Raw genomic sequence first — 14589 nt, 5'->3', positions numbered from 1 at the left:
AGCTTCATGGATCACCTAAAGGGTGCCTATCTTTTAACTAGATAGGCACTCTTTATGCAGTAGGAATTAGATTTTGTTTAACTTATGTTTCATAAAATGGCTCTTTATCCATTTTATAATAAGAAGGAGCGGCAGATACACGTATACAAAACCAATTCCCGCATTAGAAGTAATTTGGACAAGATAATCGATACTCCTAAATTCCTGAAGGTATACAGAAGCTATCATCTCTGCAATAAGCAGGAATAGTAAAGTCGCTTTAGGTGGAATTGAAAAGGTCCTTTTTACGATTCTTGTACATGCCCACAATGAAATACATATAGGGGATATAATCACTAACAGCCATATAAAAATGAATACATATTCAAATCTTTCTATGAAAGAGAATTTAACGATTTTAACCATCATTAAAGTGGGCCAGGGTAAATGTTTCAATACATCCTGATTAAAGTATGAGAAGGATATTAACGTGATAACCAGGTACACAATGAAAGTATATGTATTGCCATAATAGGCCCATTTAGAAATATCTTTGTTATTCGAACTCCTAATGAAGGGATAATACATCAGTATCCACTCGAAGCCAAGAAAAAGCAGGGCATACGCTTTAGAAGAGACAAATAGCTCTTTGAGGGAATGACTGAAGGCCGGGAGCAGATAAATAAAATTCGTATGCTTCAATGGGAAATAGATTAAAAAGAACAGAAAAGAAGGCAGAATCACTCCCCAGAAACTAAAGCCGGCAAGACTGCGGAAGCCGCTTGAGATAATATAATAAAATGTCAGTCCGAAAATGAAACATAGCTGCCATGTTTTTATGGTAGGATACACCCAAATTTGGATGACCTCAATATAAGCACGAAGGACCGTAAAAGAAGCCAGCCAGAAATAAACCAATGCCAGAATAGACATAATGCTGCCAAGTGCTTTTCCAAAGCAATACTGATGAACAGCTACTAAATCATTGGTTTCCCCGCCTAGCAGCTTAAAGATCATGTAGAGTATGATTTGAGTTGTGACCCAAGTAATAATTAAAGAAATCCACGCATCCTGTTCAGCATCTTTGATCACCTGGCTTTGAAAATTCAGTATACCAATTCCCGTTTGAGAAGAGTGAATGAGGAAAAATGTGAAAAAAGCTGAAACCTGAAATTGTTTTTCTACTTTTACGTTCACCTATTTTCCCACCCCGGTTTGCCTAACTGTAATTTTGGTAGTTACATCACATGCCATACTGGGATAAATCCGATCGTAAAAACTCAGTTCAGAATAATTTCTGTGATTGGCTTTATACCTTCTTCCTATACCTAAAGGATCTACCCCATTTGTTTGAAATTTCTTAAGGAGTGATTCAGCCTCTTTTGAAATGGATTTCTGTAAGGCGTTTTTAAACAGTTCAAGGTCTTTTTCATTTTCTAAATTAATCCACTCAGGTAATGCATCAAGCTCTACATCCAAATTCAGACTCACATTTACCTGGTCCCTGAGGTTTTCCCTGGTGATTTTGATCTTATGTTTTCCATTGATCGTTCTGGCCCCAATATTTGCTTTGTGTCCATTCATGTCGAGGTTAAAACTGTAAACCCCTCTTTTATTTGTGTCCGTCATTAATTTTAATAGGAAGGTTTCTTCTTCCGAAATCCTGAGTGCTAATTTGTCATCTTTAAAAATCCCCATTCCATCGACTTTAACATGATCTTTAGAATCAACAGTGAGATTTGGAAAGGACATATCAATTCCGGTTCCAAAATACTGGTCATACATCACATGAAGATCAGATTCAGGAATTCCCTCATTTTCAATACTTTTTTCAATCATATCCATTAGATATAGGGGACTTTCCTTCATGGTTTTACTAAGCAGAAGTTCTGGAGTTCCATCTGTAATGACAATCCTAATTATGCCGATTTTTGGATCCTTGCAGATTGTGTCTAGTATAGGTGCCAACCCCTCTCTGCTTAATTGATCCCCAAATATCATGAGCCTCACCTGACCGATTTCAAAGGGGAATTGAGATTTATGACTAAGCTCTTCCTGCAGGCTGGATGGATTTTTAGCGGCAGCTGTGATCAAAGCAGGTTTATCACTCTCGGCATAATTTGGATAAACAACACTTGCTTTTAACATCTCTTCTTCTTTGTCATATCCGACATTATGCATCAAAGAAACTTCATTAATAATACTGGGTGGTACACATCCAGCCAGAGTTAGAGCAAGAACAACAATACTCACTTTAAGAAATGTGTTATTCGTCATTAAGATCTTCCTTCTTTTTGTTACTCTCTTTAGGTGAATATTTAATTTTATCTTTAGGTCTCAAATAATCCGGCCTTTTGTTTAATTTAGTATAAGGCGGCCTAATGATACTATCCGCAAGACTATTGCTTCGGAACGGATGTAATGGGACCATGTAAGGAGTATTAAATGATTTTAATGTAAACAAATGACTTAGCAGCACAGCAAAGCCTATCATGATACCCAGCCCGCCCAGGAATGATGACATGATGATAAATGGAAATCTTAATATTCTAATGGTGTTGGACATAACGTTAGTGGGTGTTGTGAATGAAGCTAAGGCTGATAAAGCGACAATGATAAGTAAAATATTACTTGTCAGTGCTGCCATAACAGCTGCCTGTCCAATGACAATACCGCCAACAATGCCCAATGTCTGTCCTACTTTAGTAGGCAATCGGGCTCCTGCCTCTCTTAATAATTCAATGGTCATTTCTAAAAAAAGAACTTCCAGCAGCGGCGGAAATGGAACGTTTGCTCTGGACTCGATTAGCGGACCCAGTAAATCCGCGGGCACCACCTCATAATGAAACGTTACAACCGCAACATAAATGGATGAAGAAAAGATGGAAAAGATGATCGCAAGTATTCGGGTAAAACGGAAGAAAGACCCAATAATCCAGTTATAATAATAATCTTCAGATGAGAGAAAAAAATCGAATATGGTAGTAGGTCCGGATACTGCGTAGGGTGAACCATCACTAAAGATAACGACTTGGCCGGAAGTGAGTGTATATGAGATTCGATCAAGCCTCTCTGAAGAAAAGTAAAGTGGAAAGGGAGTATAAGAATTCTCTTTAATTAACTGGATTAAAGCAGAAGTATCCCAAATAATATCAAAATCTATTTCAGAGAGCCTTTTCTTTACAAATTTTATGTGGTCTTCATTTGTAATACCATCTAAATAAACAATAACCACCCTTGTTTTTGACAGCGTGCCCAGCACGATCTCTTCAGTGGTTAATAAAGGAGATTTTAACTTAGTTCGAAGTAGAAGAATATTCGTATCAAGACTCTCAACAAATCCTAATTTTGGACCGATAACATTAAATTCATTTTCTGTTTCATTGGATTCTCTTATCCCTTTAGCTAAATTATTTACATTTACCAAAAGAAAATCATCTAAGTTATTTTTAAATTGAATTAGGACATATCCCTGATGAATTTTCTCTTCGATTTTTTTAGCTTCCTTTGTTCTGATAACGTCTTCAAGCGGCAAGCTGTTTTTAAATTGGTTCATATCAAAGGCTTGGTCAGTCTTTTTTTCGTACTCATTAATATATGGAAGAAATACATGTTCCATCGTCTTGTGATCGATTAGTGAAGTGAAGTATAAAATGAATATCTGAATTCCAGAAAAATTTTTTTTAATCTCTTTAAAATCAGATGACTTTTTGGCTCTTTTCACTATCTCTGCAGGTGTTTGATTTTCTGCAGGATTCAGATTATTTTTTTCCTTTATCATAAAAAAGTGTACTCCCTAAGATGTGTTAATACTTATTATTATTACTAACAAAAATTGTATGCACTTTATCATTTTTATTATTGCTGAAAGACAAGCAGATATAGGAAATATTTAAATTTATGAAATTAACATGTTGGCTCAGAATTTTTCCGATTTGACACTTACCTATTAGTAAGTTACTATTGAGGCATGGAAAACAGAAAAAAACAAATTGTAGACTTAGCCATTAAATTGATCCAGCAAAAAGGGTATGTAGCCTTCAGCTATGATGACATTTCTAAACAGCTTGGGGTGACCAAAGCAAGCATTCACTATCACTTTGAGAAGAAGGAGGATTTAGGAGTCGCGGTTGCAGAACGCATTTTATTGAGACTGCAGGAATCTTTAATGTCAATTCAAAATTCGCCGGCTTCTGCTGAAGAGAAGCTGAAGCAGTTCATCCAGCAGCAGGCTCAAAGATTTGAGTGTACTGAAATTTGTCCTATTTCTTCACTGCAGACGGATTATGAATCTTTGCCATCTGCCGTTCAAGAAAAGATTGGGGAAGTCAGCAGACTGGAGATCAGGGTAATGAAAGAATTAGTTGCAGAGGCACAAACTGAAAATATCATAAATAGCTCTCAAGATGTCCATCAAGTAGCGGTTACGATATTATCAAGTGTTAAAGGAGCATTATTATATAGACGTGTTCTGGGTAATGATGTATTAGCCGAAGTACTAAATCAGTTGGATCGTTTCTTAAAAAAACCGTAGTAACGGTTTTTTTAACATCAAACACTTACCTTCTAGTAAGTAACTTTTTCTTGGAGAATTTATTATAGAAAGTGGGGAATTCCGCAGTGAAAAGAATGCTATTGGTTTCTCTATTGATGTCATGTGGGGCTACCTTTATTACTCCGTTATTCCCTCTATATAGTGAGGCTTACCGGCTGAACAGTCTGCAAATCACGATCTTGTTTGCCATTTATGCTGCATTCCTATTGCCTGCTTTGTTTATTACGGGAGAAAAAGGCAGCACGTGGGGATTAAAAAGGGTTGTTCGCATCAGTATATGGATATCCATCGCATCTACCTTGTTCTTCTTGGCAGGCAATCATTCCTGGATGCTCTATCTCGCCAGATCATTGGAAGGAATCGCATACGGAGCCTTTACAGGTACAGCTGCTGCTTTTCTTATGAAGCAAACTTCTCCCAGCCAAATGAGTGCAGCTCTCAAATTATCAGGTGTTACGATTCTCATTGGTTTCGGTCTGGGACCAGCTATCGCGGGTTTGATTCTGCAATATATACATTACCTGCCACTCCATTTGCCATTTTGGATTTTGCTCGTGCTGCTCATCATCTCACTATGCGTGCTGGAAACAATTCCTAAAGATTCTGTTTCCATTGAACAAAAACGCGTAAAAAGGAAGATATCGCTTGGTGTGCCAAATAATATTCGTTCTCCATTTTTCTCAATGGCCGGATTGCCTATCTTCACAGTTTTCACAATTCAAGGAATCGCGTTTGCTCTTATTCCTAATTTCGTAAAGAATGTCATTCATACGTCTAACCTTGCTGTTTCCGGGTTAATCATTTTCGTGCTTCTCAGTGGAGCAGCTTTGGCTCAGTTCATTCCTTGGCCAAGTCACCCCATAACACGTATGAGATTCGGCATCTTGCTTCTTGCGGTAGGGTCATGGATTATTGTTTCTTCCGGGTTAACTTCAAGCTTGCCGCTGCTCTGGGCAGGCATTTTCATCCAGTCTATCGGAGGCGGGTGGACCTTTCAAATCGCCCTGCGGCTTGCCGGACAGTTGCCGGAACCAAAGGAACGGCCACGAGTCATCTCGGTTTTTTATTTGTGTGCATACTCAGGATTTATCGTTCCCGTGATTGGAGTCGGAGCGCTTACTCAATTTTTCAGTTTGAATCATTCGCTGATCGTGCTGAACCTGTTTGCTGCATTTATTGTTATATATGTCCTGCTGTATTCCGTCAGATATAATCGCACTTATTCGGACATGATAAATCCCTAATCTATTACTAAGCTCTTCGAACCTAATCAAGAGTGCATTAAAATTCAGCTGCCGGTTCGGCAGCTTTTTTTCTCCTATTAAAAGGGAGTTTAGTTTGAGAAGTGTGCTTACATAATAATAAGTGTGATGCTGAGAAATATTAAATGTTATCTTCAGGCAGATGGCAATTAGTTTGCTGTTCTTTAAAAGGGAATTACAGGAAGAGAACACCTATAAGAAACATGGTAAGGGGCTTGAATAGAATGGCGACATCTATAGAAAGGCTATTATGGAGCATTGCACTTCCTGGTTTTGGGCAATTTTTAAATGGAAAACTGATAAAGGGATTGGTAATTGTATTTTTAGAGTTCCTTATCAATGTACAAGCGAATTTCAACGGGGTCATTATTTCAAGTTTTCATGGAGATATTGAGAAGGCAATAGCAGAAACCGATTATTTGTGGCTGATGTTTTATCCTTGTTTGTATTTCTTTGCGATGTGGGATTCCTTTAAGGATGCGGGTGGAGGGAAAAACAGTTATGCTTTTCTTCCGTTTGTGTCTTCAGCTTACTTTGTTACAGTGGGGTGTATATATTCCTCTACCTTTAAGCTTTTTGGGGTATTATTAGGGCCTGTTTGGCTTCCAATATTGTGTGTAATACCAGGTGTCAGTGTGGGTGTTATTTTAATGAAGATAATAAGTAAGAAACACATCGAGCCAATGTAAACAGGACAGACGTTTTATTGTTAAGCAGCTTAATAATAGGCAATGTAAGATGTTTAGAGACTATTTAATGAATAATTACTATTTTCAATTTACAAACTAAGATAAGAAAATAAATTGTGGAGGGGCCTTTTAGATGAATTTAAACGAATTAGGCTTTCTTTGGTTCTTGCATTCAAGTTCCAATATGGTCAATATTTTTTTGGGAAATCTGATGGAGACTGCTGAAGATACTGATTTGAAGGATGTTTTAACGGAAATTAAAACACTTTCTTCATTCCAGGAACAAGAGGCTTTGCAATTCTTAGCTGATAATGGATTACATGTTACACCGTTTTTTAGTGAAAATGATTTACATAGCCCCTCAGAAAAGTTATTTTCTGATCAATTAATGATAGAAATTCTTAAGCATATAACAAGCAACGGATTGGGTGTACTTTCTTTTCAATATACAGACTTGACTATCCCAAAGGTTAAGAATTTTTTTAAAGAAATACTCAATAAGTTAATTCAAATTGACATTTCTATATTAAATTTGCTGGAGCATAAAGGGCTGCTGCAAAACAGGTCTTTTTCATACACAAATGCTGAAGACAGAGAAAACAAATTATTTAAAGTGGCATCCACCCAGCAGAGGCCGCTTAATGCTGTTGAATTAGCAAGTATGTTTGGTTCATTTCAATGTAATAATGTTGGGGTAGCTCTATGTACTGCTTTTTCGGATGTGGCGAAGGATGAAGATACAAAGAGTTTTTTGCAGGATGGGATCAAATTATCCTATCATCAAGTGGATGTTTTATCCGAAATATATAGAGAAAACGGAGTCCCAACAACGACCGGATTAGAGGCTCACGTTCAAAAGGTGAATAAATCCCCATTTTCAGATAAACTAATGGCTAACTTAATCATGTTCTTAAATCCTATCGCAATCGGCAATCTGCAGACTGCTGTCGTTTCCAGTTATAAAAAAAGTCACGTGAAAGCACTAAAGGAATTAATTGATCAAGTGGAAGATTATTCAGAGAAAGGGTTTAAGTTATTGGTAAGGAAAGACTGGTTTAATGAGCCGCCGGTAACCAATAGGTCAATTGATAGTTAATTATTAGATTCCCGGAAATCATAAGAACCAAAGCCGATTTCTTGATTATAAAAAATCGGCTTTTTAAAATAATAAAACCTTAATAATTTGTTTTTGGATTAATTTTATTGAATGAATTCAGTTAACCTTTTATAAGATAGAACATCCCCATTTGTCATTTGATGAAAGGTCTGGCGGTTTACAATCTCTTCACTGATAGTCCGTAAGTATGTTAGGGTAGCTCTGAATGGGACGGATCCACAGCTAAGCCTTTCAATTCTGATCTCAGATAACTCCGTTAAAGAAGGCATCTCTGGGTCAACCAATAAGTTGATCGGACAAGAAACTTCCTCTCTCATTTTTTTAATAATCTTCCTATCAGTTAAACCAGGAATGAAAATGCAATCTGCCCCTGCATCTTGATAGGCCTTTGCCCGCGATACAGCTTCCTGTAAACGAGTTGAAGAATCCCCAATATTTAACCAATATAGATCTGTTCGTGCATTGATAAATAACGGCATATTTCTGGATTCCGAAAGTTCTTTAATCGCTGCTATTTTTTCCTCTTGAGATGAAATATCAAAGATAGGCCGGTTAGGATCACCTGTACCGTCCTCCAGATTTATCCCGATAGCTCCAGCAGCAGCTACTGCTTTTACGGTCTCTAAAACCTCTTCAACCGTCTGTCCATAACCTGCCTCAATGTCTGCGCTCACAGGAACATTCACTGATTTGGCGATATTTTCAATCGTTTCAACCATTTTGTTAAGAGGTATACTTTGCCCATCCAAATACCCCAATGAGGCAGCAATGCCAGCACTTGTTGTTCCAATCGCTTTAAAGCCGCATTCTTCAAACATTTTGGCACTGATTACATCCCATGCATTTGGCAGAACAAATGTTGACGATTGCTGGTGTAAGCGGTGAAAGGTTTTTGCCTTTAATGATTGTTCTTTGCTACTCATAAATTAAGCTCCTTTTCGTGATTTGGATTAAAGTTTCTTTTTGCTTCAAATCTATTATAAGAGCTAAATAATTCGATTTTCATCGAAATATGGAATACATATTGTTTTCTCAAATGAAGTCACAGCGGATGCCATTTTAATGACGATAATCGGAGGATTCGAAACCCTGTATGGTGCCTTTGCAGGAGCAGGATCATCGAATCCTTAAGAAATTATCTTTCAGAGCTCGCGATGACGAAGTGAAGAGGGCTGCTTAGTAAAAGCCCTTCCCATTTGAAGGTTTTTTATCTTTTTATCACAATTTTTTTCGCTAATAATGATTCCTTCAGGCTTTTCCTGAATCGAATCATGCTATACAGATTTGTAATAGAGCTATCAATATAGGTATTAAATTTCTTTTTTATCTAATTCTTCCTCATTTGTACTGAACCTCGCACTTCCTATTGAATAGTATATGGGCAGATAGTGTGTGCGCATTTAATTCCTCAATGGAAATTTATTCTTTGGGAAGTGAAGATCATGCAAATTTTTTATACAGTACGTTCAGGTGATACGCTGTTCGGAATTTCCAGGAGATGGGAAATTCCGGCCGATTCCCTTATTGCGGCAAATAATTTGAAGCCCCCTTACACGATTTATATAGGTCAGCAGCTGTCCGTTCCACCTGGGGTTGATGCTGTGCGTGTTAGGCAAGGAGATTCAGTGTATGGAATTTCACAATTATACAACGTTCCGCCTTCAGTTATCATAGAGGCGAATCAGCTTCAGCCACCCTATGTCATTCAGCCCGGTCAATTATTAAAGGTTCCGCCAGGTGTTCCATATTATACCGTCCAGCCAGGGGATACACTTTATCGGCTTGCCATTCGTTTTAATGTCATGACGAATGGAGAGCCAAATACTGAGCATATTAGGTTTGTAAACCAGCTTTCATCCTCACAGCTATTTCCCGGAATGAAATTAAGGATTCCATACGCCCCTCCTGGTGGCCAAGGCCTGATTGCCTATACTGCTGATCGAGGTGGCCAATATGATATTTGGTTATATAATCCCCGGACAGGAGAGAACGTGCAGCTCACCAGTGGATTGGGTGACTCGTTTTCAAGTCCAGAATGGTCACCTAACAGTAGGAGAATTGCATTTATTGGAAAGAACAGAATTATATATGTTGTGGATGTGGCATCTGGTGCGATCGCTCAAATCGACCAGATGGAAGAAGGTGCTGAATTCAAATTGGATTGGTCGCCTGACAGCAGCCAAATTGCTTATACAAAGCAAGGTCATATTATCTTGTACAACGTCCTGTCTCATCAAGCGGAAAGCATTCAACAACCTGACTCAACAGATTTTCAATGGTTTCCGAGCGGCAGGGAACTGCTTTTTCAAGCACCAGATGCATCAGGAATTAGTCAGCTTTTCCGAATTCAAACCGACGGAACTGGGAAACAGCAAATTACAAGGAACACAGAAGGGCGGCTTAATAATGCCCAGCTATCCCCTAATGGAAGATTTGCACTTTATACAACACCAGGCGTCAGTATCTCCATCATTCACACAGTGGAGCTTTCAACAGGCAATGTGGTTGAAGTAAAAGGCGGGCCCCTTGCAAAAAATTATTATCCGACATGGTCACCTGATTCTTTGAAAATTGCCTATAGCTCTACCGCCTTTGAAGATCGCGGGTATTTTTCACAAGTTCGAACGGTGGGGAGGCGAGGAGAAGAGGATCGAATCTGGGCTATTTCCAATTGTTTTGCATCGCCTGTCACATGGTCAACAGACGGAACAAAAATAGCCTATCTTAGTGGATGCACGGAACAGGAATTTGCAAGTGAAATGTGGGCTATCGACCTCCGTCACCCCGTCCCGATACGGCTAATTGCAGGAGTTAACATTCAGTCACTTCAATGGTCTCCAACTGCCATTATGGATGTTACCCAAAAGACATATACGAACACGACCTACAAGGTTATTTTCCAATATCCGGCGAACTGGCGAAAAGTGAACGAGGAAAGATACGAAGGTGCTGACGGCTTTTTTCAAATATCAGCGATTTCAGCAGGTAAAAACTTAGATGAGGTGTGCCATGGAGAAGCTTTCCATCCATTAATGCCCTATGGATCCAGGCCAAGCATCTTGAAGGCTCGAATTCAAAACCAGGAAGCCTGCTACATTTTTCCCTCTGCGGACCAGCCAGCAGAAATGCTGAATCAATCCGCTTTAATCGTAAGGTATCCAACTCCGATTACAATCCAAGGAGAAACTTACAATTACTTCATCTTATGGGCAGATCAACCGCATTTGAAGGAGATAGCTTTAAGTATAATCTTTTTATAAACATGTGGGCCTGTCCTTCGGTTCGTTGAAGTATTAGCGTACTGTGGAGGCTAGGCTCTTTTTTTGTTCCTATTGATGGCAGCTGCCCTAAAGGACTTATACCATTTTGTAAGATGGACCATTATCTCGGTTTCTTATATATTGTTGCGCTGCTTGGATTTTCTTCTGGTTTAACAGACTTTATTAATAAGGTCATTTGAAAAAAGGGGAGGAAGGAGAAGAAGAACAGGGAAATAGAGAGAGCTGGTTAGGATAGTTCTTTATCTAGAAACGAAGAAAAACGCCCGGCCATCTCCGAGCGTTTCCTCTTTTCCTTTTATAGGGGGGGATTAGTGACACCTAAATTAACCCAATCTTCTTTTGGCGGACCATACACCCCAAAAGGCTTTAATCCTGCCTGACGGATGAGAATGGTCAATTGCCCCCGGTGATGCACAATGTGTTTGATCAATCCCATCATAATTTGAGCATTGGTTTCTTCTCTTCCAAATGCATTCTGTGTCTGGCTCAATGAGTCATCTGACCACTGCTGCTCAATCGCCAGAGCTGCTTCCTCACTCAGCTTTTTAAATGTATCCGCAATTTCTTTTGCCGAAGCGGGGACATTTTCTTCATTTACAGCCTTTTCGATTTTTAACCCGAAATGAGCTAAATAATCTGGAATACTTGCTGTTAAATGCCAGGCAATTCTCCCTAATGTGCGTCCTTCTGGGTAAACCTGCTGCTTTAAAGAGTCATCTGTTAATCCGTCCAAAACCTTTTGCGTCAGCATTGCCTCTCGATTCCATTCATTAATAAAGTCTGAAATGGTTACGTACATCAATCGTTTCCTCCGTTCGTTGGATATTATAGATAAATCATAAAACATTTGTTCTTGTTTTTCAAGCTCAAGTAAATATAGGAGAAGTTAAAAGATCTAAGCCACCTATAATGTATGAGATTCGCAACAAAAAATTCATATTTCATTCGACAATATTCGCGCGCAACGGAGGAATGATTTCTATATAGTTGAAAGTGTTCTTAATTCGTAATAGATGCGGTGTCAATGCCTGGCACTTTTTAATAGAAATGGGGTGTAGGGATGAGGACTTTAAAGATAAAAGACTTAACCCTGGACGAGCTGGGGCTGCTTGAACAGGATCTTCACGAAAACGGAGAAAAAAGCGATTATGGCTATTACATGCAGCTGGTGATCGTCTATGAAACAATGTATAAAAAGCTTAAAAGTTTAGCGAGAAATAATGGACCACAATATGATCATTCCCTTCAGCATACTAAAAATGTTTTTATATCCCATCTTATTAAATTCGGTCCCTACATAAAAATGAATCACTTCAAGAATGACGGTGATGCTGTAGAATCGCTGATCAGGGCCATCGGTTTAGAGCAAAAACTTCCCATTGCCTATTATCGACTTGGTTTTCTGGCTTATAAACATGGCAAGTATGGCTCAGCCGTACGCTATTTTCAGCAAGCCCTGAACAAGCAGCTGATGAATGATCCAAGATACGCCCTTAATCAGCAGCAGGAACTCCATGCCCACATGTATCTGGCCAACAGCGCTTTATACGTTGCCAGCCAGACCTATGAAACGATGGAAAAACTCCCATATTTGCCGGAGGAGCAGCTGCCGAATCCAGAGCTGTCACCATTATTTGAAACATTGTCATCGAATGAAAAATACTTACAGAACCACGCGTTCTACAAAATCACAAAAAATAATACCGAAACCTGTTCAAAGGAAGCATGTGAAGACCTTTACGAAAACAGTGAACCTAATGAACTGGTCCTGTACTTTAATGACCGCGAAAATATTCTCTTATTCAATGGGGAGGAAGCTATCATCACCCCAACCCAGGCCCATATGATCAGACACTTCCTGCTGTCCTCCAGCAAGGAGAATCCTTGTACGAGAATCACCATGCGTGATTTCTTTGGAAGGACTGGCAATGATGGAGAGGTGAAGAAGAACACCTTTATTAAATCTATTGAAAGAGTGAGAGTTACTCTTAGATCAATCGATATACCTGAAATTATTGATGTTACTCAGTATAGGGGGGAGACTGCTTATTATTTTAATGAGTCGGTTCCTTTTACTGTTTTGTTTAGGGTGGATGAGGCTTTTGGGATTGAGTATGTGAACTGAAAATCACGAATGAGGATCCTAATCAGCGGTTTTTTTAGCTGATTAGGCTCATTTGCATGGAATGCCTGTTACAGATCGGTCTTACCTGAAGAGAAGAGTAATAAGAACAGCCCCTTATTCATTATAAATAGGGGGCTGTAAGTGTTGAGGGTTATTTAATAAATTCTTTAGTTCCAGATCCAAGGTGGAATGATTCTCAGGGTCCAGCCAGTTTTCTGGAATGAAGATAAGAGCAGATGCCGCTATGTAAATAGCGGTAAATAATATGCGCTGCATCGATTTCATGTCTGCTAATGTCACCAGCTGCATTTGCTTCATCTTTTTTAAAATAAGCTGAAATGTCCGTTTTTATTTTCTCCTCAATGTTGCCTGCTGCTGCATAGTTGTCGCTGTACAGAATATCCGTCCTTTTAATAAGGAAAAGTTTAATAGTAGAATCTGTTAATCTTTCGATAGCGACGATATTATGATTTTCTTCGGTGAATCCGATCACTTTTTCTTTTTTTAACAGGGAGCTTACTGCTTGTGTGTGATCCCGATAGGCTGACGCCGCTTCAAAATCAAAGGTTTCAGATGCATTCAACATCATTTGATTCAAGTCCTCAAAAATACTCATGTCTGTGCCTTTCAGAAAACCGATAAACCTGTCCAGGATGTCATTGTACGTTTGTTCCGCAGGCCCCCCAAGGCACCGGCCTAGGCATGAGCCTAAGGAATAATTCAGGCAGGCAGAGTTCGTCCCATTGGGATTGCTGCAATCCAATTTAAAGCATTCCTTTAACCCCCGGAGAGCTCTCTCAACATTGCTTCGGCTTGTATAAGGGCCAAAATAAACCTTGCCGTCATATTCAATGGGATTATAGGCAATATCAATCTTACGGTGCTTGCCGGTAAGGCTGATCGAAATATAAATGAATGACTGCGGACTCTTCATCATTCGATTATATAGCGGCTTAATGCTTTTAATTAATTGGCATTCAAGCATAAAAGCCTCGAATTCAGTATCTGTCAGGATATAGTCAAAATCCCTTAAGTGTTTGACCAGCTTTTTAATCTTTGGTGAATGATTATTAGAGTTCCGGAAATAAGACTGAACCCGATTCTTTAGATTTTTCGCCTTCCCCACATACAGAATTTGACCCTGCGAATCCTTCATCAGGTATACGCCTGGAGTTAAGGGCAGGTTTTTCACCTTGTCTGGGAGATTAATGGACATTCATTCCTTTACTAGAGTATATATTTAGTATTTTATCATGGGATGGGATTTTATAGCTGGTTTGTATGATTCATTTAGTGCCGGCAATCCACTGGTAGGCAGTATTCATATTTGTCTTTAGGGTACAACCATTATGGAAGTTGGAGACCATTAAAGTGGCAGTATGTTAACTCCATCAATTAGTTGCGTGATTGTTGATGTTGGTGTCATTTCCATAGTAAAGTAAGGCATTTCAATATCCGTGTCAGATTTTTCATTTTCTATTTCTATTTTCTTAGACCATTTTTATTTTTTGATAGGGTTATCTGATATGGTATTTATATAGTAGTAGGACTCCATTCTGTTAAGATTTTGTCTTAAATTTA

General features: G+C 38.8%; 12 protein-coding genes. 6 read left to right on the top strand and 6 right to left on the bottom strand.

All coding sequences use genetic code 11. The features are described 5' to 3' along the window. Positions 1-66: 66 nt before the first annotated feature. The 3 genes from A361_RS16415 to A361_RS16405 are packed head-to-tail and all read right to left on the bottom strand — an operon-like array spanning position 67 to position 3760. Positions 67-1176, bottom strand: a complete 1110-nt coding sequence (locus A361_RS16415; protein ID WP_009333851.1) for a GerAB/ArcD/ProY family transporter — start codon at positions 1174-1176, stop codon at positions 67-69. Continuing rightward, positions 1177-2256 carry a Ger(x)C family spore germination protein gene (locus A361_RS16410; protein WP_019382282.1) on the bottom strand — a complete coding sequence of 360 codons (1080 nt, stop codon included), beginning with the start codon at positions 2254-2256 and terminating at the stop codon, positions 1177-1179. It abuts the gene before it with no gap. Next, positions 2246-3760, bottom strand: coding sequence for a spore germination protein (locus A361_RS16405; RefSeq protein ID WP_019382281.1), 1515 nt, complete (start codon positions 3758-3760; stop codon positions 2246-2248). Before A361_RS16405 ends, A361_RS16410 begins: the two co-directional genes overlap by 11 nt. A gap of 189 nt (positions 3761-3949) precedes the next feature. Between A361_RS16405 and A361_RS16400 the strand changes: the two genes are divergently transcribed. From A361_RS16400 to A361_RS16385, 4 genes are all read left to right on the top strand, one after another. Further along, positions 3950-4513, top strand: coding sequence for a TetR/AcrR family transcriptional regulator (locus A361_RS16400; protein WP_019382280.1), 564 nt, complete (start codon positions 3950-3952; stop codon positions 4511-4513). A 95-nt stretch (positions 4514-4608) separates the two neighbouring features. Further along, entirely contained in the window at positions 4609-5778 is a 1170-nt protein-coding gene (locus A361_RS16395; RefSeq protein WP_082919442.1) for an MFS transporter, read from the top strand. Between the two features lie 242 nt (positions 5779-6020). Next, a complete protein-coding gene (locus A361_RS16390) occupies positions 6021-6485 on the top strand; it encodes a hypothetical protein (RefSeq protein WP_009333856.1) in 465 nt (154 codons plus the stop codon). A gap of 133 nt (positions 6486-6618) precedes the next feature. Further along, complete coding sequence (locus tag A361_RS16385; RefSeq protein ID WP_009333857.1) at positions 6619-7581, top strand: DUF3231 family protein; 963 nt, start codon at positions 6619-6621, stop codon at positions 7579-7581. A 104-nt stretch (positions 7582-7685) separates the two neighbouring features. Here the strand turns inward: A361_RS16385 and A361_RS16380 are convergent, their stop codons facing one another. Further along, positions 7686-8525 (bottom strand): isocitrate lyase/PEP mutase family protein, encoded by an 840-nt coding sequence (locus A361_RS16380; protein WP_009333858.1) that lies wholly within the window; start codon positions 8523-8525, stop codon positions 7686-7688. A 519-nt stretch (positions 8526-9044) separates the two neighbouring features. Between A361_RS16380 and A361_RS16375 the strand changes: the two genes are divergently transcribed. Beyond that, positions 9045-10862 carry a LysM peptidoglycan-binding domain-containing protein gene (locus A361_RS16375; RefSeq protein WP_019382278.1) on the top strand — a complete coding sequence of 606 codons (1818 nt, stop codon included), beginning with the start codon at positions 9045-9047 and terminating at the stop codon, positions 10860-10862. 316 nt (positions 10863-11178) lie between these two features. On the opposite strand, the gene A361_RS16370 is transcribed toward A361_RS16375, so the two are convergent. Further along, positions 11179-11682 carry a DinB family protein gene (locus A361_RS16370; RefSeq protein WP_019382277.1) on the bottom strand — a complete coding sequence of 168 codons (504 nt, stop codon included), beginning with the start codon at positions 11680-11682 and terminating at the stop codon, positions 11179-11181. A gap of 261 nt (positions 11683-11943) precedes the next feature. On the opposite strand from A361_RS16370, the gene A361_RS16365 reads away from it, so the two are divergent. Next, positions 11944-13008, top strand: a complete 1065-nt coding sequence (locus A361_RS16365) for a tetratricopeptide repeat protein (protein WP_019382276.1) — start codon at positions 11944-11946, stop codon at positions 13006-13008. Positions 13009-13204: 196 nt separating this feature from the next. Here A361_RS16365 and A361_RS16360 read toward each other — a convergent pair whose 3' ends face one another. After that, the gene (locus A361_RS16360; protein ID WP_157888548.1) at positions 13205-14164 is read right to left on the bottom strand and encodes a GIY-YIG nuclease family protein; all 960 of its coding nucleotides are present in this window, start codon (positions 14162-14164) and stop codon (positions 13205-13207) included. Between the last annotated feature and the right edge of the window lie 425 nt (positions 14165-14589).

The organism is Cytobacillus oceanisediminis 2691 (assembly GCF_000294775.2).
In the GTDB taxonomy this organism is placed as follows: Bacteria; Bacillota; Bacilli; order Bacillales; family Cytobacillaceae; genus Cytobacillus; species Cytobacillus pseudoceanisediminis.
This window is presented reverse-complemented; position numbering and strand designations above follow the sequence as displayed.

Excerpts from the sequence above, each read along its gene's own strand:
- A361_RS16410 (WP_019382282.1), bottom strand. The coding sequence starts at position 2,256 with ATGACGAATAACACATTTCTTAAAGTGAGTATTGTTGTTCTTGCTCTA.
- A361_RS16405 (WP_019382281.1), bottom strand. The coding sequence starts at position 3,760 with ATGATAAAGGAAAAAAATAATCTGAATCCTGCAGAAAATCAAACACCT.
- A361_RS16400 (WP_019382280.1), top strand. The coding sequence starts at position 3,950 with ATGGAAAACAGAAAAAAACAAATTGTAGACTTAGCCATTAAATTGATC.
- A361_RS16395 (WP_082919442.1), top strand. The coding sequence starts at position 4,609 with ATGCTATTGGTTTCTCTATTGATGTCATGTGGGGCTACCTTTATTACT.
- A361_RS16390 (WP_009333856.1), top strand. The coding sequence starts at position 6,021 with ATGGCGACATCTATAGAAAGGCTATTATGGAGCATTGCACTTCCTGGT.
- A361_RS16385 (WP_009333857.1), top strand. The coding sequence starts at position 6,619 with ATGAATTTAAACGAATTAGGCTTTCTTTGGTTCTTGCATTCAAGTTCC.
- A361_RS16380 (WP_009333858.1), bottom strand. The coding sequence starts at position 8,525 with ATGAGTAGCAAAGAACAATCATTAAAGGCAAAAACCTTTCACCGCTTA.
- A361_RS16375 (WP_019382278.1), top strand. The coding sequence starts at position 9,045 with ATGCAAATTTTTTATACAGTACGTTCAGGTGATACGCTGTTCGGAATT.
- A361_RS16370 (WP_019382277.1), bottom strand. The coding sequence starts at position 11,682 with ATGTACGTAACCATTTCAGACTTTATTAATGAATGGAATCGAGAGGCA.
- A361_RS16365 (WP_019382276.1), top strand. The coding sequence starts at position 11,944 with ATGAGGACTTTAAAGATAAAAGACTTAACCCTGGACGAGCTGGGGCTG.
- A361_RS16360 (WP_157888548.1), bottom strand. The coding sequence starts at position 14,164 with ATGAAGGATTCGCAGGGTCAAATTCTGTATGTGGGGAAGGCGAAAAAT.